A 19,662-nucleotide genomic window follows, 5' to 3' on the forward strand; every position below is an offset into this window, starting at 1 on the left:
GCAGATCTATTTACCACTTGTAGGTCACGCGCCCGTACACGTAGGCGCCATTGAACCCGTACGGCGAGTAGTTGCTGTACGGCAGCATGCCCCAGGTGGAGTTCTGCAGGTCCACGGTGCGGTCCGGGTACTGGTCCAGGATGTTGTCCGCGCCCAGGGTCAGGGTCCAGTTCTCGCTCGGCTTGTAGCTGGCCGAGGCATCGAGCACCCACGAGGCGTCATAGGTCTGGTCGCGCAGGGCGGTGGCCGAGTTGCGCACGGTGAACGAACCGTAGCGGGTGGCCGCCAGGTTCAGGTCCCAATGGTCCGTGCGCCAGGTGCCGCTGAGGATGGCCTTGTCGCGCGGGTAGCTGTCCTCGATGCGGCCGATCTCATCGCGGCCGATCAGCGACTGGGTGATGCCCAGCGCGCCGAACACCGCCGGCGAGGCGATGAACTTCTTCACCTCGGTCTCGTTGTAGCTGTAGGCCGCGGTCAGCTCCAGCGAGCTGGCGGCGAAGGGAATCGTGTAACTGGAAACGGCATCCACGCCGCGGGTGCGGGTGTCCACGCCGTTGGTGAAGTAGGAGAACGCGGTGACGCCCGGCAGCCCCAGCCCGGACAGCAGCGAATTGGCGGCGGCATTGGTGGTGATGTTGGTCGACAAGACGATGCGGTCGTCGATGTCGATCTGGTACGCATCCACGGTCAGGTACAGGCGATCCACCGGCTGCAGCACCAGGCCCAGGCTGTAGGAGGTCGAGCTTTCGGCCTTCAGCGGGCTGGCGCCCAGGGCCTGCGCGGCCGGACTGGTGGTCGGGAAGGTGCCGCGTTCGACGAACACGCCGTTGACGATCGTGCTGGTGACGGCCTGGTAGCTCTGCTGGGCCAGCGACGGGGCGCGGAAGCCGCTCGACGCCGTGGCGCGCAGGGCGACCTTGTCGGTGAAGGCATAGCGCGCGGAGAGCTTGCCGGAGAACTTGTCGCCGAAGTCCGAGTAATCCTCATAGCGCCCGGTCACACCGGCGGAGAACTTGTCGGTGAGGTCGGCTTCCAGGCCGGCATAGACGGCGTAGTTGTCGCGGTCGGCATCCACCGCGTTGAGCGGGGTGAAGCCGCCGAAGCCCTGCGCACCGCTGCCGGTATAGGCGTTCAGTTCACCAGCGGACTGCTCCCACTTTTCCTTGCGGTATTCACCGCCGAAGGACAGCGTGACCGGGTAGGCCAGGCCCCAGTCCAGGGTCTTGGTCACATCGGCATTGACGATGTTCTGGGTGTACTCCAGCGCGCCATCGTAGAACGAGCGCGGGCTGTTCACGCCGAGTGCGTAGTTGATGCTGTTACGGGTGTGGAAATCGATCTTGTTGGCGCCGTAGTTGTAGCTGACGTCCCAGTTCCAGCCGCTGTCCGTATCGCCCTTGACCCCGGCGACCAGCGAGCGGTCCTTGGAGTACTGATTGATCTCCGGCACGAAGCCGTCCGGGTAGGTTTGCGCCAGCAGCGCGCCCTGGTTGCTGTTATTGCGCGAGCGGTAGAACGCGAACGAGGTGATGTCGCGGTTGCTGGCCATCGCGGTGGCGTAGGCCGAGACGTGGTCGCTGAACTGGAAGCTGGCATTGGCCGAGGCCGCGGTAGCATCCACCTGCGGGTCACCGACCACGAAGGTGGTCTGGCCGATGTTCGGGAAGTTGCCCGTGTTGGGCGCGGTGCCCTGGTAGGGGCCGGCGCGGTTGCTCTCGTCCTGCTGGACGATCTGGCCGGCCACATGCACGCTGCCGCGGCCGTCGGCGAAGCCGATGCCGGTGTCGCCGGAGAGCTGGTACTTGTTGCCGTCACCGGCCGAGTACTGGCCGGCATCCAGCGCCAGGCTGCCGCCGGAGGAGGACCCCTTGAGCACGATGTTGATCACACCGGCGATGGCATCGGAGCCGTACTGCGCCGAGGCGCCGTCGCGCAGCACTTCCACGCGCTCGATCGAGGCGATCGGGATCGCGTTGATGTCCACTGCCGAGGAGCCGCGGCCGATGCTGCCGTTGACGTTGATCTGCGCGGAGGTGTGGCGGCGCTTGCCGTTGACCAGCACCAGCACCTGGTCAGGGGAGAGGCCGCGCAGCTGCGCCGGGCGGATGCCGCTGGTGCCATCGGTCAGTGCCGGGCGCGGGAAGTTCAGCGAGGGCAGGGCGCGGGCCAGCGCGGTGGCCAGCTCGGTGGTGCCGGTGGACTGCAATGCCTCGGGGGTGATGATGTCGATCGGCGACTGCGACTCGGCCACGGTGCGGTCGGCCACGCGGGTGCCGGTGACGATGATGGTGTCCAGGGTGTTGGCCGCGGTGCGGGCCGGTGCGTCCTGGGCGGTGGCGGCGAAGCTGGACATACCGAGCGCGACAGCTACGGCGGCGGCGAGCGTACTGGTCTTGCGGTTCATCAGGATGTGGCTCCGGTAGTGACGGTGCTGCACCAAAGCGACATGACGACATCGAGGATCGGGTCAGCGAAGGCGGTTGTTGCGGTGCGCAATAGACGAATTAACGGGATATTCATCGCTTGTCAAATTTTCGCCACGTTCGTAAAAAACGTTGCAGCAGCAACCATTTACGTGCGGCGATCGATCCGACAGGAGGGTCCCGGGGAAGCGCAGGCGGGGTCGTGGGAGAGAGGAACGAGTCCCGCCGCGCATCCCGGGGCCCGTCAAGTATTCGTTAACGCTAGAATTACGTCGCAGGAAAGGTGCTCACCAGCACATTCCATTCCGTTATATGGACCCCCAAGATGATCTCCCTTCGTAACTTCGCCTTGCGCCGTGGCGAGCGGCTGCTGTTGTCCAACGTCGACCTGACCCTGCACGCGGGGTACCGCGTCGGCGTGGTCGGCCGCAATGGCGCCGGCAAGTCCAGCCTGTTCGCTGCCGTGAAGGGCGAGCTGGAGGCGGACAAGGGCGACGTCGATCTGCCCGGCAAGATCCGCATCGCCAGCGTGGCCCAGGAAACCCCGTCGCTGCCCGACCCGGCGCTGCAGTTCGTGCTGGAGGGCGACACCGAGGTGGCCGCCGTGATGCGCGAAGAGGCCGAGGCCGCGGCGCGTGAAGACTGGGAAGCGGTGGCCACCGCGCATCAGCGCATGGCCGAGATCGGTGCCTATGACGCCGAGGCGCGTGCCGGCAAGCTGCTGCATGGTCTGGGCTTCCCGGCCGAGACGCACTCCCGCGCGGTGTCCTCGTTCTCCGGTGGCTGGCGTGTGCGCCTGAACCTGGCCCGCGCGCTGATGATGCCCAGCGACCTGCTGCTGCTCGACGAACCGACCAACCACTTGGATCTGGACGCCGTGTTCTGGCTGGAACAGTGGCTGCTCAAGTACCCGGGCACTCTGCTGCTGATCTCGCATGACCGCGAGTTCCTGGACAACGTGGCCACCCACACCCTGCATCTGCACGGGGGCGGCGCCAAGCTGTACGTCGGCGGCTATACCGATTTCGAGCGCCAGCGCGCCGAACAGCTGCGCCAGCAGCAGCTCGCCCACGACAAGGAACAGGCCGAGCGTGCGCATCTGCAGAGCTTCATCGATCGCTTCAAGGCGCAGGCCAGCAAGGCTGCGCAGGCGCAGAGCCGCATGAAGCGCCTGGCCAAGCTGGCCGGTACCGAAGCGGTGCGCGCCGAGCGCGAGTTCCGCATCGAGTTCGCGCCGCCGGCCAAACTGCCGTTCTCGCTGATCCGCCTGAACCAGGTCGAGGCCGGTTACGGTGCCGATTCGGTGATCCTGCACAACGTGGGCTTCGGCCTGGAAGCCGGCCAGCGCATCGGCCTGCTCGGCCCGAACGGGGCCGGTAAGACCACCCTGGTGAAGACCCTGGTGGGCGAGCTGGACCCGATCAGCGGCGAGCGCGCCGCGCACCCGGACCTGCGCATCGGGTACTTCGCCCAGCACACGGTGGAGTCGCTGCATGAAGGCCAGTCGCCGATGGAGCACTTCCGCGACCTGGCCCCGGACGCACCGAACCAGTCTTTCCGCGATTTCCTCGGCAAGTGGAACTTCGCCGGCGACCGTGCCTTCGAACCGGTGGATGGCTTCTCCGGTGGCGAGCGCGCGCGCTTGGCCCTGGCGCTGATCGCCTACCAGCAGCCGAACGTGCTGCTGCTCGACGAACCGACCAACCACTTGGATCTGGAAATGCGCGAAGCGCTGGCCGAAGCACTGGCCGACTTCGAAGGCGCGATCGTGATGGTGTCGCATGACCGCCATCTGATCGGTCTGGTCTGCGACACGTTCTGGCGTGTGGCCGATGGCGTGGTCGAGCCGTTCGACGGCGATCTGGATGCCTACGCGGCGTGGCTGCGTTCGCGACCGGCCGCGCAGGGCACCAAGCAGAAGATGGCCGCGGCCGCCCCGGAGCCGGTGCCGCCGACCCCGCCGCTGCCCGCGCGCAAGCCGGCCAACCCGCACAAGCTGGCCGCCGCCGAAGCCAAGGTGGGCGAACTGGAAGCGCTGCTGGCCGATCTGGACCGCCAGTTGGCCGATCCGAAGAACTATGCCGATGCGACCCGCATGGCCGTGCTCGGCCGTGACCGCGAAGCGACCGCCACCCTGCTCAGCAAGGCCGAGCAGACGTGGATGGAGCTGCTAGACGCCTGATCGCAGTGGGGGATGCGGCACGTTCGTACGTCCGCATCCGCCCGCGTAGATCCACGCCATGCGTGGGTTTACCGCGCTTCCAACCATTCCCGGAACCGCCGCGCCGCATCGCTCTCGGGGCGCGAGCGCAGCCGCGTCAGCCAATACCTGCCCAGGTCCAACGTCTGCGCAAAAGGCTGGATCAACCGGCCTTGGGCCAGATCCTGCTCGAACATCTTCAACGGCAGCAGCGCCACGCCCGCACCGGCAGCGGCGGCACTGGCCAGCGTCAGTGACGAATCGAACACCGGCCCGCGCGCGTCCAGTTCCGGCACGCCAGCGGCCTGCAGCCAGCGTGGCCATTCGTCGCTGCGGTACGAGCGCAACAACGCCACGTTGGCCAGATCGCGCGGCTGACGCAGCGTGCGGGCCAGCGCCGGCGCGCACAGGGGCGCGAACGGGGCATCCAGCACGGCGTCGCTGATCTGCCCCTGCCAGTCGCCATCGCCGAACCGGATCGCCAGGTCCAACCCTTCACCGGCCAGATCGATGCGGTTGTTGTGGGTCTGCAGGCGCAGCTCGATATCCGGATGGCGCGCGTTGAAGTCGCCCAGGCGTGGCAGCAGCCAACCGGTGGCGAAGGTGCCGACCACGCCCACGCTCAACACCTCGCGGAAATGCCCGCCGACGAACCGGTCCAGGCTCACCGCGATGCGGTCGAAGGCCTCGTTGAGCACCGGATATAGACGGGCGCCTTCATCGGTCAGGGCGACCCCGCGCGGCAATCGGGTGAACAGCGACACCCCGAGCCGATCCTCCAGTGCCCGGATCTGATGGCTCAGCGCGGCCTGGCTGACGCACAGCTCCAAGGCGGCGCGGGTGAAGTTCTGGTGCCGGGCGGCGGCCTCGAAGGCGCGCAGGGCATTGAGCGGCAACTGGGGGCGGAGCATGCGGCGAGCCGTGAGCAGGGATGATGCATCTTCGCATTGCCCGGGCAGAGGTGGAGCAATGGAGGCCGGGCGCGGCAGTGCCATCAGGAGTGCTGCGAACGGTGGCAGCCTTGGGTATTAGATGAAGTAATGGCTCATGCTGAAAAACGTCGCTGGTGGAAGCACGGCCGCGTGCCAATACTCGGGCCTTCGCCAAGGAGAATCTGCATGATCGCTCGACGTCAGTTCCTGCAATGGACCGGCGCGGCCGCCGCCTCTGCGTTGGCCGCCACCGCCTTCGCCAAGACCCCGCTGCCCGCACCGAAACCCGCCGTCGCGGCGAAGGACTTCGCGGCGCTGGAAGTAGCAAGCGGCGGTCGCCTGGGCGTGACCCTGCTCAACACCGGCACCGGCTGGCGCACCGGCAACCGGCAGGACGAACGCTTCCCGATGTGCAGCACCTTCAAGTTCGTGCTGTCCGCCGCCGTGCTGCATCTGGCTGATCAGGGCAGGCTCTCGCTGGATCAGCGCGTGGCCGTGCGCCAGCAGGACATGCTCTCGCATGCGCCGGTGACCACACGGCATATCGGCAAGGACGTCACCGTGCGCGACCTGTGCCGGGCGACCATGATCACCAGCGACAATCCCGCCGCGAACCTGCTGCTGGGCGTGGTCGGCGGGCCGGCCGGCGTGACCGCGTTCCTGCGTGCCAACGGCGATGCGGTGACCCGTAACGATCGCCTCGAGCCGGAGATGAACCGCTTCGCCCCGGGCGACCCGCGCGACACCACCAGCCCGGCCGCGATGGCGGCCAGCCTGCAGCGCTTCGTGCTCGGAGACGTCCTCAAGCCCGCCTCGAAACAGCAGTTGGCCGACTGGCTGATCGACAACGAAACCGGCGATACACGGCTGCGCGCCGGGTTGACCAAGGCGTGGCGGGTGGGTGACAAGACCGGCAGCAATGGCGAGGACACCACCAATGACATCGCTCTGTTGTGGCCGCTCGCCGGCGGTGCACCGTGGGTGCTGACCAGCTACCTGCAGGGCGCGACGGTGGATGATGCCGGCCGAAACGACGTGCTGCGGCAGGTGGCGGTGATCGCCGAAGGCATCATGCAGAACGCTGGATAACCCATGCCGCGCGGTAAGCACCGACCGTTGGTCGGTGCGCGCCGATGGTAGTGCCGGGCGCGGGGCGGCCACCCCGGAAAACCGCCCCGCACGCAGCCGGCCCGCGGCCGGCACTACCTGTACACGGTCAGCCTTCGGCGTGGCTGGTGCGCACCGCGTCCAGGAAGTCCCGGCCCCAGCGATCCACGTCGTAATACTCCACGCTGCCAAACAGCTGGCGCATGCGCCCGGTGGCTTCCTCGTCGGGCATCGACAACGCCTGCAACAGGCCGGCGGTGAGGTCGGCCGGGTCATGCGGATTGGTCAGTACCGCGCCCTTCAGCTCGGCGGCCGCACCGGCAAACTCACTCAGCACCAGCACGCCGTTGCTGCCCTCGATGCCCTGGGTGGCCACGAACTCCTTGGACACCAGGTTCAAGCCATCGCGCAGCGGGGTGATCCACATCACCTGCGCGGCGGCGTAGTGCGCGACCACTTCTTCGAACGGGAGTGCCTGGGCGAAGAAGCGCACCGGGGTCCAGTCCAATCGCGAGAAGCGCCCGTTGATCCGCCCGACCGCTTGCTCGATCTGGTTCTGCAACGTGCGGTAGATGGTCATTTCGCGCGCGGCCGGCACGCAGATCATCAGCAGGGTGACCTTGCCCTGGCGATCCGGATGCTGTTCCAGCAGGCGCTCGAACGCCTCCAGCTTGGCCAGCGTGCCCTTGGTGTAATCCAGCCGCTCCACCGACAGCACCAGCTTGCGTGCGCCGATCTCGCGGCGCAGCTTGAAGATGTCGTTGCGCACATCGCTGCGCGCGAGCACGTTGTGGATGCGGCGCAGATCGGTGCCGACCGGATGCGCGCCAAGGGCGACTTCGCGGTCGCCCACGCGCAGGCGCGTGGTCATCGTATCCAGGCCCACTGCGCAGCCGTAGGTGAGGAAGCGCGGGGCGCAGCTTTCCCACGCCAGGCGCTCGGCCGGCATCGCGCCGCGTACCACGTCCACGAAGTTCTCCACCTGGCGTGGAATGTGGAAGCCGATGTAATCACAGCTGAGCAGGCTGCCGATGATCTCGCGGCGCCAGGGCACCACGTTGAACACATCGGCCGACGGGAAGTAGGTGTGGTGGAAGAAGGCGATCTTGAGATCAGGGCGCAGCTCGCGCAGCGTGGCCGGCACCATCCACAGGTTGTAGTCGTGGATCCACACGGTCGCGCCATGCGCGGCTTCGGCGGCGGTGGCCTCGGCGAACTTGCGGTTGACCTTCAGGAATACCTGCCAGTCTTCCTCGCGGAATTTCGCGCGTTCCCAGAACACATGCAGCATCGGCCAGAACGCTTCCTTGGAGAAACGTTTGTAGAAGATGTCCACTTCCTGCTTGCTCAGCGGTACGCGCGCGGCGGTCAGGGTGGGATAGCGCTCGGCATCCACCGCCAGATGCGTCTGGAACGGGCCGCGCTTGGGATCATCGATGCCCCAGGCGACCCAGGAGCCTTTCTGGCCGCCTTCGAAGAAGCTCAACAGCGAGGGAATGATGCCGTTCGGTGAGCGCGGCGGGCGCTGCACCAGTACGCCGTCTTCCATCACTTCATCGAAGGGCAGCCGGTGGTAGACCATCACCAGATCGGCACCGTCCGCGCGCGCCTGCGCTGGTGGGCGCAGGAAGGGATCGTCGTCGGCGAGCAGACCGAAATGCTCGATCGCTTCGAGAATGCCGCCGCAGCCCGGGGCCTGCGCATGGAAGGCGTGCTTCAGATCTGCCGTCGCAGCGGTCAGCGCCGGCTCGGAATCGCCCACGCACACGCCGCGGAAACCGGAGGTGTACATCGACAGGTCGTTGAGTGTGTCACCGGCCACCAGAATGCGGTCGCGCGGCAGTTCCAGCAGGCGCGCAAGCGCGGCCAGGGTGCGCCCCTTGTCGGTATCGGGCGGCAGGATGTCCAGATAGCGGTCGGCCGAATACAGCACATCGCAGCCCAGCGCCTGTGCGGCCGCCTGGATCTGTGAGCGCAGCGGCGCCAGCGTCTGGGGATCGCAGAAATACGAGCAGCGGCGTTCCTGCGGCACGTCCTGGCGCTGCAGCGCGGTGAACGGGCGCATCGCGGCGGCGACCACCTGCTCGCCCGGCCAGTGTGCGTCGATCATCGATTGCAGGGGTTGCAGCGGCTGCAGGGTGTGGCCATCGACGACGGTGGCGCCGACATCGCAGACCACGTAGTCCGGGCGCGGAATGGCAGGATCGGAGAGCAGGGGCATCACCGCTTCCAGGCCGCGGCCGGTGATGAAGATCAGGCGGATGCCGGGGTGCTGGTCGACCAGCCGGTAGAGCCGATGGCGCGCGGCGGCATCGCCGGCGAGGAAGGTGCCATCCAGATCGGTGGCAAGAATCAGTTGCGGTGCCGGCGGGGCCGGCGGTGTACGGGTTGGAGTGAGGGAGGTCGGTGTCGAAACAGTCAATGCACTTCCTTATCGGAGTCAGAGGGGAGGGGGGTATCGGGATCCGGCGGCGCGGTGTCGGTCTCGGGAATCAGTTCCAGCGCCGAGGGCGTGGTGCGCAGCATCAGTCGGAAGCCGACCGGATGGGTACGCAGGCGCTGGAAGCTGAGCAGGCGCGCGGTGGTGAACAGCGCCAGCAGCATCAACACCACCGCGAAATACAGCGGCAGTGCCGGCGCGCCGAAGCGCTGCATGGCCGCACCCGCCAACGCAGGGCCAAGCGCGGCGCCCACGCCATGCACCAGCAGCAGGCTGGAGCAGCCCGACAGAAGATCTTCGCGCGGCAGGTAGTCAAGCATGTGCGCGACCGCAAACGGATACAGCGCGAAGGCCAGCCCGCCGTAGAAGAAAAACAGGCCGAACACCAGATGGGTCTGTATCTGGATCATCGGCAGCGACGCCACCACGGCGATACCGGCGGCCGCCAGGCTCAAGGCGACCAGCCCGGTGCGCCGGTCATGCCCATCGCTGATATGGCCCAGCGGCCACTGCAGCAAAGCACCGCCGGCGATGGCGGTGAGCATGAACAAGGCCACGCCGTTGCCGTCCAGGCCGATCTCACCGGCGTACACCGGCAGCAGGCCCCAGAACGCCCCCATCGCCAGGCCGGACAGGCCGGCGGCCACGGTCGCCACGGGTGCCATGGCGTACAGGCGCGCCAGTTTCAGGCGCGGTACCGAGGGAATCTCCGGCGGGCGCAGGCGCGTTGCGGTGACCGGCAACACCGCCGCGCATACCAGGATGGCGGTGAGCATGAACATCGAGGTCGCGCCGGCATCGCCGAGCATCAGCAGCACCTGGCCCAGTGCCAGCGCCGAGAGATTGACCACCATGTACAGCGAGAAGGCGCGGCTGCGCAGGCGCGGATCGGGCTCGGCGTTGAGCCAGCTCTCGATCACGGTGTACAGGCCCACCAGCGCGATGCCGGTCAGGATGCGCAGCACGCCCCAGCCCACGGGATTGATCCACAGCGGGTGGACCAGCACCGCAATGGCGGCGAGGGCGGCAAAGAAGGCGAACGCACGGATATGGCCGATCCGGCCGATGAGCGAGGGGGCGAAGAAGGTGCCGATGAAAAACCCGGCGAAATAGCCGGACATCACCAACCCCAACGTACCGGCACCAAAGCCGGCTTCACCACCACGCACCGCCAGCAATGTGCCGAGCAGGCCGCTGCCTGTCAGCAGCAGTGCCACCCCCGCGAGGAGGGCGGTCAACCGCAACATGCGTGCGCCCTTCGTGGGGAAGAAGGCGAACAAATCACGTGATCGACCATAACACAGGGGGAATGAAGCCCCGGTTGCAGCGGAAGCGACGCGCCCATGAGCGTGTCCGTCGCATCCGGCACGCGGTTTGCGCTGTCCGGTCGTGCCCGTTAGGGTGGGGGGCATGAACGTAGTCAAACTTCTTCCGTTGGCCGCTGCATTGGCGGTCACCGCCTGCAGCGGCTCGAACGACACGGTTGGCCATGAAGTATCGATGGCGCCGTCCGATGCCTTCATGTCGGCCGTCGCCGCGCATTGTGGCAAGGCCTTTGAAGGCCGCATCGCGGTGAATGAGCCCCGTACCGAGGCGCCTGATCCTTTCGAGGGCAAGCGGCTGGTTATGCACGTGCGCGGCTGCGAGGATCCGGCGCATGAACTGCGCATCCCGTTCCATGTCGGTGACGACCACTCGCGCACCTGGGTGCTGACCCGCACCGAGAACGGTCTGCGCCTGAAGCATGATCACCGCCACGAAGACGGCAGTCCGGATGCGGTCACCCTCTACGGTGGCGACAGCAAGCCGCCGGGTACCGCGCAGCGCCAGTCGTTCCCGGTGGATTCGGACTCGGTCGCGATGTTCCGCAAGGCCGACATGCTCGCGTCAGTGCAGAACACTTGGGCGATGGAAGTGGAGCCGGACCAGCGCTTCGTCTATGAGTTGACCCGCCCGGGCGGGCGCCACTTCCAGGTGGTGTTCGACCTGAGCAAGCCGGTGGCATTGCCGCCGGCACCGTGGGGCAGTGAAACACCTGCGCCGTAACGCCGCGCGGTAATGCCGGCCGCGGGCCGGCGTCACCGCGAGCGTGCCGACCAACGGTCGGCACCTATCCGGAAAGGGGCGCTCAGCGCGCCCCGAACCGGGCACGGCAACCGCCGCTGACCCACAGGCTGCCGTTGCTGTAGCCCCAGCTGCGGCCTTCCACGCAGGCCGTTCCCGACAGCTGCTGTACCAGTGCAGGGCGACCCTGGCGGTCGTCCCAGGCGCAGGTCTGCTGGCGCTTGTCGTTGCTGCTGCAGGTCACGCTGTAGTTGCTGTTGCCGCCGGGCCCGCCCCAGTTGCCGCCGCTGTTGCCACGCGCTTCGGCGAATTCGCCACGGCAGCCACGGTTGACCCAGACCGCGCCATTACGCACGCCCCAGGTCTGGCCTTCCACGCAGGCCGAGCCCGAAATCTGGCGGACCAGGGTGGCATTGCGCCAGCCGGTGTTGCAGGTGCGCTCGCGGTTGTCCTGGCTCTCGCAGCGGATGGTGGCCCCGGTGCCGCCACCGCCGCCCCAGTTGCCGCCATTGCCGCGCCCCTCGACGAATTCGGCACGGCAGCCGCCGCTGACCCAGACGGTACCGTTGCGCGAGCCCCAGTTGCGGCCCTCGGTACAGGTGGTTCCGGAAATCTGGCGCGACAGCTGCGCGCTGCGCCAGCCGGTGTTGCAGACCCGCTCGCGGTTGTCCTGGCTTTCACAGCGGACCGTGCCGTTGTTGCCCGGGCCGTTGCCGCCGCCATTCCAGTTGCCGCCGCCGTTGCCGCGCAGCGAGGTAGCGATGTCCTGCTTGATGCGGGAGAAGCTCCAGCCCGAGTTGACCTGGGCCAGATAGAAGCGCAGCTGGTCATCCGGGATCCGGCGGCCATTGGACTGGTCGGCGTATTCCTGGGTGATGACCCGGCTGCGGTCGGAGGAGGACAGCTGCGACAGATTTTCCGGGGCATAGGCCCGGGTACTCATCTGGGCGTGCAGGGCCGGGGCCGTACAGGCCAGGGCAAGGGTGAGGCAGACGGTGCTCAGACGGCGTTGCATGGCGACATCCCCGTGCGGTCGTTGGTGCGCGGACTATAGGAATGCCCCCGGTTCAGAGCGCGTGATGCCCGGCCGCGGCGCCCGGATTTGCCCCGCCGGGCTGGCGGCCGCAGAATAACGGGCTTTCCGGCGCAGCTTGGCGTCGGCACTCTCCTGCGGAGCTTTACCCCCATGCGTACCCACTTCTGTGGCCTGGTCGACGAGACCCTGATTGGCCAAACCGTAACCCTCGCCGGCTGGACCGACGTTGCCCGCAACCAGGGTGGCGTGGTTTTCATCGATCTGCGCGATCATGAAGGCATCGTGCAGGTGACGGTGGAAGTCGACAACGCGGCCGTGTTCGCGGTGGCCGCCAGCCTGGGCTACGAGGACGTGCTGCAGGTGGAGGGCGTGGTGCGCGCGCGGCATGCGGCCAACGACAAACTCCGCACCGGCAGCGTGGAAGTGATCGCCACGTCGATCACCATCCTCAACAAGGCCGAGCCGCTGCCGTTCCACGCGCACGAGAACCCGGGCGAGGAAACCCGCCTGAAGTACCGTTACCTGGACCTGCGCCGCCCGGAAATGCAGCGCATGCAGCGCACCCGCATCAAGCTGGTGCAGGCCCTGCGCCGTCACCTGGACGCCACCGGTTTCCAGGACATCGAAACCCCGATCCTGACCAAGGCCACCCCGGAAGGCGCCCGCGACTTCCTGGTGGCGGCGCGCATGCACCCGGGCGAGTTCTACGCCCTGCCGCAGAGCCCGCAGCTGTTCAAGCAGATCCTGATGGTGGCCGGCTTCGACCGCTACTACCAGATCGCGCGCTGCTTCCGCGACGAGGCCCTGCGTGCCGACCGCCAGCTGGAATTCACCCAGCTGGACATGGAATTCGCCTTCGTGCGCGAGCGCGATGTGCAGGACTTCGTGGAAACCATGATCCGCGCCATCTTCGCCGAAGTGGTCGACGTGGAGCTGGCCGCCAGCTTCCCGCGCATGACCTGGGCCGAGGCGATGCGTCGCTATGGCTCGGACAAGCCGGACCTGCGCATCGCGCTGGAGCTGGTGGACGTGGCCGAACTGGTCAGGACCAGCGAGTTCCCGGTGTTCACCGCGGCCGCCAACGATGTCGATGGCCGCGTGGCTGCGCTGCGCATCCCGGGCGGTGCCAGCCTGTCGCGCAAGCAGATCGACGAGTACGCCGCGCATGCCGCCAAGTACGGTGCCAAGGGCCTGGCCTACATCAAGATCAGCGAGAGCGGCGAAGTCAGCTCGCCGATCGCCAAGTTCTTCAGCGAAGAAGCCTTCGCCGCGCTGGTCGCCCACGTCGGCGCCGGTAACGGGGACATCGTGTTCTTCGGCGCCGGTGGCTACAACAAGGTCTCCGACTTCATGGGCGCCCTGCGCCTGAAGGCCGGCAAGGACTTCAACCTGGTCGCCGACGGCTGGGCCCCGCTGTGGGTCACCGATTTCCCGATGTTCGAGTACGACGACGAAGCCCAGCGCTACGTCGCCCTGCATCACCCCTTCACCGCCCCGGCGGTGGACGACATCGCCGACCTGCGCGCCAATGCAAAGACGGCGGTGTCGCGCGGCTATGACATGGTGCTCAACGGCAACGAGATCGGTGGCGGCTCGATCCGTATCCACCGCTCGGACATGCAGAGTGCGGTGTTCGACCTGCTGGGCATCGGTGCCGAAGAGGCCGAGGGCAAGTTCGGCTTCCTGCTCGATGCGCTGCGTTTCGGCGCGCCGCCGCACGGTGGCATCGCCTTCGGCATCGACCGTATCGCCGCGCTGATGGCCGGTACCGAGTCGATCCGCGATGTCATCCCGTTCCCGAAGACCACCGGCGCGCAGTGCCTGATGACCGGCGCCCCGTCGCCGATCCCGGACGAGCAGCTGGCGGAAGTGCACGTCCAGGTACGCCCGCGCGCCGTCAAGGAATAAGCCGGGAAACGCCGGCCATCGGTCGGTGTGGATGGGGGGGCGGCGCCGACAGGAGTCGGTGCTCGCCCGATGATGGCGCCCGTGGTGATCGAAAACGTCGATAGTCATGGAGGCGCCATCGTCGCCGCGTTCAGGTAAATTGGCGCTTCTCGCCGATGCCGATGCTCCCGCCGTGACCCCAGGCCGCTACACCATCCGCCGTGCCACCCCGGACGATGCCCAGACCCTGTCGGTGCTGGCCGCCCGTACCTTCGTGGAAACCTTCGGCCACCTGTATCCGCCGGAAGACCTGCAGGCTTTCCTTGATGAGGCGTACCCGGCGGAGCGCCAGCGCATCATTCTTGAACACCCCGATTACGCGGTCTGGCTGCTGGAGCTGGACGGTGTTGCCGTGGGCCATGCTGCCGCCGGCCCCTGTGGGCTGCCGCATGTTGAGGTGCAGCCCGGCGATGGCGAGCTCAAGCGCCTGTACCTGATCAAGGACCAGCAGAGCTGTGGCTGGGGCAGCCGTCTGTTCGAAACGGCGCTTGCCTGGCTGGAGCGGGAGGGGCCGCGCACGCTGTGGCTCGGTGTCTGGTCGGAGAACTTCGGCGCGCAGCGTTTCTATGCCCGCTATGGCTTCAGCAAGGTCGGCACCTACGAGTTCCCGGTCGGCAACGTGCGCGACCTGGAGTTCATCCTGCGCCGCCCGCCCACCGCCGCCTGAGTGCCGCTCCCTGCAGGGCCATCATGGCTTCACCTGCCGTTGTCCGGTCCATTCGTCTAATGACGCTGTTTCCTTCTGCAGGCGCCCAGCCCAACGGGCTAGGCTGACACCATGACTCCCCCTGTTTTACTGCTGCATGGCATCTGGAACGCACGCGCCTGGGTCGGCCCCCTGGCCTGGCGCCTGCGCGCGCGTGGGTTTTCGGTGGATACCTTTGGCTACGCCAGCGTGTTCGGGGGGCCGGAGGTGGCGGTGCCGCAGTTGCTCGAGCGGCTCAAGGGCAGTGGCCCGGTCTCGCTGGTCGGGCACAGCCTGGGCGGGTTGGTGGCGCTGGAGGCCTTGCGGCGTGCGCCGGAGCTGCCGGTATCGCGGGTGGTCTGCCTGGGTTCGCCGCTGCGCGGCAGCGTGACCGCCCGTTCCCTGAGCGATCACGGCTGGTCGCTGGCGCTGGGGCGCAGCTCGGAGCTGTTGCTCGATGGCCTGCCGGCCTGGGAGGGCAGGGCGCAGGTCGGCCTGATCGCCGGCTCGGTCCCGCATGGGTTGGGCAGTCTGCTGGGTGCCTGCGGCGATGCCTCCGATGGCACCGTGGCACTGGATGAGACCCAGTTGCCGGGCCTGGCCGACCACTGCGTGATCCCGGCCAGCCACAGCGGGCTGGTGTTTTCGCCCGATGCGGCGCGCCAGACCGCTGCGTTCCTCCGCGATGGCCGGTTCCGGCGCGACGACGCGGCCCACGCTGCCTGAGCAGGTTGGGTACTGACACGGGCGGGCCGATGGATCAGGTAGAATTCGCGCCCTGTTCCTGACAGAAGCACGAGAGTCACCCCATGGGTAGAGGCCCCTCCATCGAGAACCGCAAAAACGCGTCTGACGCGAAGCGCGGCAAGATTTTCACCAAGATCATCCGCGAGATCGGCGTTGCCGCGCGCGGCGGTGGAGGCGACCCCAACAACAACCCGCGCCTGCGGGTGGCCATGGACAAGGGCTTGGCCTCAAACATGTCCAAGGACGTGATCGAGCGCGCCATCAAGAAGGCGACCGGTGAGCTGGAGGGCGTCGAGTACGAAGAGATCCGCTACGAGGGCTATGCCCCCGGTGGCGTGGCGGTGATCGTGGACTGCCTGACCGACAATCGCGTGCGCACCGTGGCCGATGTCCGCCATGCGTTCAGCAAGTGCGGCGGCAACATGGGCACCGAAGGCTCGGTGTCGTTCATGTTCAAGCGCCTGGGCGTGCTGCACTTCGCCGCCGGTGCGGACGAAGAGGCCGTCACTGAAGCCGCGATCGACGCCGGCGCGGACGATATCGTGGTCTACCCGGAAGACGGGGCGATCGATGTCGTCACCGCGGCCGACGGCTACCACGCCGTCAAGGATGCGATGGAGGCTGCCGGGTTCACCCCGGACCACGCCGAAATCACCTACCGCGCCGACAACGACATCAAGGTCGAAGGCGACACCGCCTTGCAGGTCAAGAAGCTGCTGGACATGCTCGAAGACCTGGACGACGTGCAGGACGTGTTCTCCAACGCCGATCTCGGCGCGGACGCCTACGCCTGAGCGGGCGCTTCACCGGTCGCTTTGCGCGACCGGTGAGCGGACAATGCGGACCATGATGACTCCAGCCGTTCCCTGTTATCCCCGCCGCATGTGTCCCTCCCGGGCCGCGGGCGGCCGTGTGCGTGCCGCATGACCCGCATTCTCGGCATCGACCCCGGCTCACAGCGCACCGGGGTGGGCATCATTGATGTGGACGCCACCGGCAAGGTGGTGCACGTGCATCACCTGCCGCTGGTCCTGCTGGGCGCGGACGACTTCCCGCAGCGGATGAAGCTGCTGGTGGTGGGCCTGACCGCGCTGGTCGAGGAATACCGCCCCGACGAAGTGGCCATCGAAAAGGTGTTCATGGCGCGCAACCCGGATTCGGCCCTGAAGCTGGGCCAGGCGCGCGGTGCGGCGATCTCGGCCGTGGTGATGCGCGACCTGCCGGTCAGCGAATATGCCGCCACCGAGATCAAGCTGGCCGTGGTCGGCCGCGGCGGTGCGGAAAAACAACAGGTCCAACACATGGTCGGGCTCATGCTCAACTTGAAAACCAAGCTGCAGGCCGACGCTGCCGATGCGTTGGCCGTGGCGATCACCCACGCCCATGTCCGGGCAACGGCGCTGCGCCTGGGCGTCAATGCACGCCAGGCCTGGAGCCGGAAATGAGGAACACTGCATGATTGGTCGTCTGCGCGGGATCGTGGCCTACAAGGCGCCGCCGTGGCTCATGGTCGACGTCAATGGCGTCGGTTACGAGCTGGAGGCGCCGATGAGCACCTTCTACGATCTGCCCGAGCTGGGGCGTGAGGTCACGCTGTTCACCCATTACGCGCAGAAGGAAGACAGCGTCTCGCTGTACGGCTTCCTGCGCGAGGGTGAGCGCCGCCTGTTCCGCGATGTGCAGAAGGTCACCGGGATCGGCGCCAAGATCGCACTGGCCGTGCTGTCCGGGGTGAGTGTGGACGAGTTCGCCCGCATGCTGCAGGCCGGTGACATCACCGCGCTGACCCGCATCCCCGGGATCGGCAAGAAGACCGCCGAGCGCATGGTGCTGGAGCTGCGCGATCGCGCGGCCAACTTTGGTGGGGGCGGCGCGCCGATCGCCGGTGCCGCACCGGCCACCGATCCGGTCTCCGAGGCGACCGTGGCCCTGCAGCAGCTGGGCTACAAGCCAACCGAGGCCGCGCGCATGGCACGCGATGCCAATGCCGAGGGCGACGATGTCGCCACGGTCATCCGCAAGGCCCTGCAGGCCGCGCTGCGCTGAGCCGCGCGCCTGTCCTTCCCTAGTTACCGACACTACCGACCGCGTCCGCCCGGAGCCCCATGTCCACCACTTCCTCCCAGCACAGCGACGGCCAGTCCCCGCACGGGCACGCGCCAGCGGCCGGCGGCATGGCGCTGATGATCGGCGCCATCGGCGTGGTGTTCGGCGACATCGGTACCAGCCCGCTGTACACGCTGAAAGAAGCGTTCTCACCGCACTACGGGCTCAACAGCGACCATGACACCGTGCTGGGCGTGCTGTCGCTGGCGTTCTGGGCGTTGAACATCGTGGTCACCCTCAAGTACGTCACCATCATCATGCGCGCCGACAATGAGGGCGAGGGCGGCATCATGGCGTTGATGGCGCTGACCCAGCGCACGCTGCGCAACGGCTCGCGCTCGGCCTACGTGGTGGGCATCCTGGGCATCTTCGGTGCCTCGTTGTTCTTCGGTGATGGCGTGATCACCCCGGCCATCTCGGTGCTGGGCGCGGTGGAAGGCCTGGAGGTCGCGGCCCCGGGCCTGCATGCCTTCATCGTGCCGATCACGGTGGTGGTGCTGCTGGCGGTGTTCGCCGTGCAGCGCTTCGGCACCGAGAAGATCGGCAAGCTGTTCGGCCCGATCACCTCCATCTGGTTCATCTCGCTGGCCGCGATCGGCATCTACAACATCGTCGATGCGCCCGAGGTGCTCAAGGCGTTCAACCCGATGTGGGCGCTGCGCTTCTTCATGGAGCATGGCTGGCACGGCATCTTCATCCTCGGCGCGGTGGTGCTGGCCGTGACCGGCGGCGAGGCGCTGTACGCGGACATGGGCCACTTTGGTGCCAAACCGATCCGCCACGCCTGGTACTTCTTCGTGCTGCCGTGCCTGGTGCTGAACTACCTGGGGCAGGGCGCGCTGGTGCTCAACAACCCCGAGGCGGTCAAGAACCCGTTCTTCGAAGCGGTGCCGGACTGGGCGCTGTACCCGATGATCATCCTGGCCACCATGGCCGCGGTGATCGCCTCGCAGTCGGTCATCACCGGTGCGTTCTCGGTGTCGCGCCAGGCCATGCAGCTGGGCTACATCCCGCGCATGCGCATCACCCACACCTCGCACGACACCATCGGCCAGATCTACATCCCGGGCATCAACTGGGGCATCGCGGTGATGGTGATCGGGCTGGTGCTGGCCTTCCGCAGCTCCTCCAACCTGGCGGTGGCCTACGGCATCTCGGTGTCGGCGACGATGCTGATCGATACCCTGCTGCTGGCCCTGGTGGCGCGCGCGCTGTGGCCGACCTCGCGCTACTGGATCATCCCGCTGTGCGCGGTGTTCTTCGTGATCGATCTGGGCTTTGTGATCGCCAACGGCGCCAAGCTGCTGCAGGGCGCGTGGTTCCCGGTGGTGCTGGGCATCGTGCTGTTCACCATGATGCGCACCTGGCGCCGTGGCCGCGAGCTGCTGCGCGATGAAATCCGCAAGGACGGCATCCGGATCGACACCTTCCTGCCGGGCCTGATGCTGGCCCCGCCGGTGCGGGTGCCGGGCACCGCCGTGTTCCTGACCGCCGACCCCTCGGTGGCGCCGCATGCGCTGATGCACAACCTCAAGCACAACAAGGTGCTGCACGAGCGCAATGTGTTCCTGCACGTGGTAACCCTGCCGGTGCCGTACGCGCCCTCGGGCCAGCGCCTGAAGATCGAATCGGTGGGCGATGAGTTCTACCGGATCTACGTGAAGTTCGGCTTCATGGAGACGCCGGACGTGCCGCTGGCGCTGATGCGCTCGTGCGACCACGGCGGGATCTACTTCGACCCGATGGACACCACGTTCTTCGCCAGCCGCGAGACCATCGTGGCCACCGCCAACCGCGGCATGCCGATCTGGCGCGACAAACTGTTCGCGCTGATGCACCGGAACGCGGCGCCGGCGACCGGGTTCTTCCGGATTCCGGGTAATCGGCTTGTGGAGCTGGGCGCCCAGGTCGAGATCTGAGGGAGTGCCGGCCGCTGGCCGGCTCCTCGTGACATCTGCATCGCGCGGAGCCGGCC

The 19,662-nt window shown here is 67.3% G+C and carries 15 protein-coding genes; 10 read left to right on the top strand and 5 right to left on the bottom strand.

Going from position 1 to position 19,662, the window contains the following annotated elements; all coding sequences use genetic code 11:
• Positions 1-10: 10 nt before the first annotated feature.
• Entirely contained in the window at positions 11-2,404 is a 2,394-nt protein-coding gene (locus ABE464_RS14550) for a TonB-dependent receptor (RefSeq protein WP_346472542.1), read from the bottom strand.
• A 344-nt stretch (positions 2,405-2,748) separates the two neighbouring features.
• Between ABE464_RS14550 and ABE464_RS14555 the strand changes: the two genes are divergently transcribed.
• The gene (locus ABE464_RS14555) at positions 2,749-4,605 is read left to right on the top strand and encodes an ABC-F family ATP-binding cassette domain-containing protein (protein ID WP_346472543.1); all 1,857 of its coding nucleotides are present in this window, start codon (positions 2,749-2,751) and stop codon (positions 4,603-4,605) included.
• A gap of 68 nt (positions 4,606-4,673) precedes the next feature.
• On the opposite strand, the gene ABE464_RS14560 is transcribed toward ABE464_RS14555, so the two are convergent.
• Entirely contained in the window at positions 4,674-5,534 is an 861-nt protein-coding gene (locus ABE464_RS14560) for a LysR family transcriptional regulator (RefSeq protein WP_346472544.1), read from the bottom strand.
• Positions 5,535-5,741: 207 nt separating this feature from the next.
• On the opposite strand from ABE464_RS14560, the gene blaL2 reads away from it, so the two are divergent.
• Positions 5,742-6,644, top strand: coding sequence for a L2 family extended-spectrum class A beta-lactamase (blaL2, locus tag ABE464_RS14565; RefSeq protein ID WP_346472545.1), 903 nt, complete (start codon positions 5,742-5,744; stop codon positions 6,642-6,644).
• Positions 6,645-6,771: 127 nt separating this feature from the next.
• On the opposite strand, the gene ggpS is transcribed toward blaL2, so the two are convergent.
• Both ggpS and ABE464_RS14575 read right to left on the bottom strand, forming a co-directional pair.
• Positions 6,772-9,018 (bottom strand): glucosylglycerol-phosphate synthase, encoded by a 2,247-nt coding sequence (gene ggpS, locus ABE464_RS14570; protein WP_346472561.1) that lies wholly within the window; start codon positions 9,016-9,018, stop codon positions 6,772-6,774.
• A gap of 62 nt (positions 9,019-9,080) precedes the next feature.
• Positions 9,081-10,349, bottom strand: coding sequence for an MFS transporter (locus tag ABE464_RS14575; protein ID WP_346472546.1), 1,269 nt, complete (start codon positions 10,347-10,349; stop codon positions 9,081-9,083).
• Positions 10,350-10,512: 163 nt separating this feature from the next.
• Here ABE464_RS14575 and ABE464_RS14580 point away from each other — a divergent pair, with 163 nt between their 5' ends.
• Positions 10,513-11,148: a hypothetical protein gene (locus ABE464_RS14580; RefSeq protein ID WP_346472547.1), complete on the top strand. Its 636-nt coding sequence runs from the start codon at positions 10,513-10,515 to the stop codon at positions 11,146-11,148.
• Positions 11,149-11,230: 82 nt separating this feature from the next.
• Here ABE464_RS14580 and ABE464_RS14585 read toward each other — a convergent pair whose 3' ends face one another.
• Complete coding sequence (locus ABE464_RS14585) at positions 11,231-12,181, bottom strand: DUF3011 domain-containing protein (RefSeq protein WP_346472548.1); 951 nt, start codon at positions 12,179-12,181, stop codon at positions 11,231-11,233.
• Positions 12,182-12,352: 171 nt separating this feature from the next.
• Here ABE464_RS14585 and aspS point away from each other — a divergent pair, with 171 nt between their 5' ends.
• From aspS to ABE464_RS14620, 7 genes are all read left to right on the top strand, one after another.
• Positions 12,353-14,110 (top strand): aspartate--tRNA ligase, encoded by a 1,758-nt coding sequence (gene aspS, locus ABE464_RS14590; RefSeq protein ID WP_346472549.1) that lies wholly within the window; start codon positions 12,353-12,355, stop codon positions 14,108-14,110.
• A 172-nt stretch (positions 14,111-14,282) separates the two neighbouring features.
• Complete coding sequence (locus tag ABE464_RS14595) at positions 14,283-14,816, top strand: GNAT family N-acetyltransferase (RefSeq protein ID WP_346472550.1); 534 nt, start codon at positions 14,283-14,285, stop codon at positions 14,814-14,816.
• Positions 14,817-14,927: 111 nt separating this feature from the next.
• Positions 14,928-15,560 carry an alpha/beta fold hydrolase gene (locus ABE464_RS14600; protein ID WP_346472551.1) on the top strand — a complete coding sequence of 211 codons (633 nt, stop codon included), beginning with the start codon at positions 14,928-14,930 and terminating at the stop codon, positions 15,558-15,560.
• 83 nt (positions 15,561-15,643) lie between these two features.
• Positions 15,644-16,375 carry a YebC/PmpR family DNA-binding transcriptional regulator gene (locus ABE464_RS14605; RefSeq protein ID WP_346472552.1) on the top strand — a complete coding sequence of 244 codons (732 nt, stop codon included), beginning with the start codon at positions 15,644-15,646 and terminating at the stop codon, positions 16,373-16,375.
• A 129-nt stretch (positions 16,376-16,504) separates the two neighbouring features.
• Positions 16,505-17,026 (top strand): crossover junction endodeoxyribonuclease RuvC, encoded by a 522-nt coding sequence (gene ruvC / locus ABE464_RS14610; protein WP_346472553.1) that lies wholly within the window; start codon positions 16,505-16,507, stop codon positions 17,024-17,026.
• A gap of 10 nt (positions 17,027-17,036) precedes the next feature.
• On the top strand, positions 17,037-17,627 hold the full coding sequence (gene ruvA, locus ABE464_RS14615; protein WP_346472554.1) for a Holliday junction branch migration protein RuvA: 591 nt from the start codon (positions 17,037-17,039) through the stop codon (positions 17,625-17,627).
• Between the two features lie 128 nt (positions 17,628-17,755).
• Positions 17,756-19,606 (top strand): potassium transporter Kup, encoded by a 1,851-nt coding sequence (locus ABE464_RS14620; protein ID WP_184997297.1) that lies wholly within the window; start codon positions 17,756-17,758, stop codon positions 19,604-19,606.
• Positions 19,607-19,662 lie beyond the last annotated feature (56 nt).

It is taken from the genome of Stenotrophomonas sp. TWI587 (assembly GCF_039674145.1).
GTDB classification, from domain to species: domain Bacteria; phylum Pseudomonadota; class Gammaproteobacteria; order Xanthomonadales; family Xanthomonadaceae; genus Stenotrophomonas; species Stenotrophomonas maltophilia_AY.

Bases quoted from the DNA above. Each gene is read 5' to 3' on its own strand.
- blaL2 (WP_346472545.1), top strand. From the start codon at position 5,742: ATGATCGCTCGACGTCAGTTCCTGCAATGGACCGGCGCGGCCGCCGCC.
- ABE464_RS14560 (WP_346472544.1), bottom strand. From the start codon at position 5,534: ATGCTCCGCCCCCAGTTGCCGCTCAATGCCCTGCGCGCCTTCGAGGCC.
- ABE464_RS14605 (WP_346472552.1), top strand. From the start codon at position 15,644: ATGGGTAGAGGCCCCTCCATCGAGAACCGCAAAAACGCGTCTGACGCG.
- ABE464_RS14600 (WP_346472551.1), top strand. From the start codon at position 14,928: ATGACTCCCCCTGTTTTACTGCTGCATGGCATCTGGAACGCACGCGCC.
- ruvC (WP_346472553.1), top strand. From the start codon at position 16,505: ATGACCCGCATTCTCGGCATCGACCCCGGCTCACAGCGCACCGGGGTG.
- ABE464_RS14550 (WP_346472542.1), bottom strand. From the start codon at position 2,404: ATGAACCGCAAGACCAGTACGCTCGCCGCCGCCGTAGCTGTCGCGCTC.
- ABE464_RS14575 (WP_346472546.1), bottom strand. From the start codon at position 10,349: ATGTTGCGGTTGACCGCCCTCCTCGCGGGGGTGGCACTGCTGCTGACA.
- ABE464_RS14555 (WP_346472543.1), top strand. From the start codon at position 2,749: ATGATCTCCCTTCGTAACTTCGCCTTGCGCCGTGGCGAGCGGCTGCTG.
- ABE464_RS14585 (WP_346472548.1), bottom strand. From the start codon at position 12,181: ATGCAACGCCGTCTGAGCACCGTCTGCCTCACCCTTGCCCTGGCCTGT.
- ABE464_RS14580 (WP_346472547.1), top strand. From the start codon at position 10,513: ATGAACGTAGTCAAACTTCTTCCGTTGGCCGCTGCATTGGCGGTCACC.
- aspS (WP_346472549.1), top strand. From the start codon at position 12,353: ATGCGTACCCACTTCTGTGGCCTGGTCGACGAGACCCTGATTGGCCAA.
- ruvA (WP_346472554.1), top strand. From the start codon at position 17,037: ATGATTGGTCGTCTGCGCGGGATCGTGGCCTACAAGGCGCCGCCGTGG.
- ABE464_RS14620 (WP_184997297.1), top strand. From the start codon at position 17,756: ATGGCGCTGATGATCGGCGCCATCGGCGTGGTGTTCGGCGACATCGGT.